The following is a 707-nucleotide window of genomic DNA, read 5'->3' as shown; positions in this document are numbered from 1 at the left end:
AGGTAATGAAGATCTCAAATCAGAAAAGAGCTGGAACTACGAAGCGTCTATTAACTGGAGAGATCATTCACATTGGAATGCGAGCCTAACGACTTATTACACCGAGTTCAGCGATGCGATTGTTCTGAACGCCATCTGTGATGTCAACGTTGATGAAGCATGTGAAGGCGGTTATGACATCGTTTACCAATGGGAGAACGAAGATTCTGCTGAACCCATGGGTGTTGAAACAAGTGGGAAATACATGGCCGATCTTTATGACATTACGCTGAGTCACACGTATTCAGACAGTGAAATCACCAAAGGTGTCAATAAAGGCGACAAGCTTAACTACATCCCATCTCACATGGTCAACTTATCAGGCAGCTATTCAATGTCAGAGAAGATCAGCCTATGGGGTAAGGTGCAATACCGCAGTGCCGATGAAGCGATTCAAGGTAAAAACACGGTCATCGATGCGCCGTCGTACACCATCACTGATATTGGCGCGAACTACGACTTGAATGACACGTTCAATGGCTACGCAGGTATCTCCAACCTATTTGATGAAGACGTAAACTACGAAGAATACGGAAAGATTCTCGATGGTCGTCGTTACACCTTAGGTCTTCGCGCACAGTTTTAAATCCTCTCTAGAGAGCTCAGGCGTATTGTCTGAGCTCTAGTTTGGCTCCCAATTTTAAAGTACATAGAAACGGAAACGTTAT

1 protein-coding gene is annotated in these 707 nt (G+C 44.4%); it reads left to right on the top strand.

All coding sequences use genetic code 11. The annotated features are described in order from the left end of the window. Window positions 1–625, top strand: a 625-nt coding sequence (locus KIV40_RS32000) for a TonB-dependent receptor domain-containing protein (RefSeq protein ID WP_285353370.1), incomplete at its 5' end; no start/stop codon positions are given. Window positions 626–707 lie beyond the last annotated feature (82 nt).

Source organism: Vibrio sp. D173a (assembly GCF_030248475.1).
This window is presented reverse-complemented; position numbering and strand designations above follow the sequence as displayed.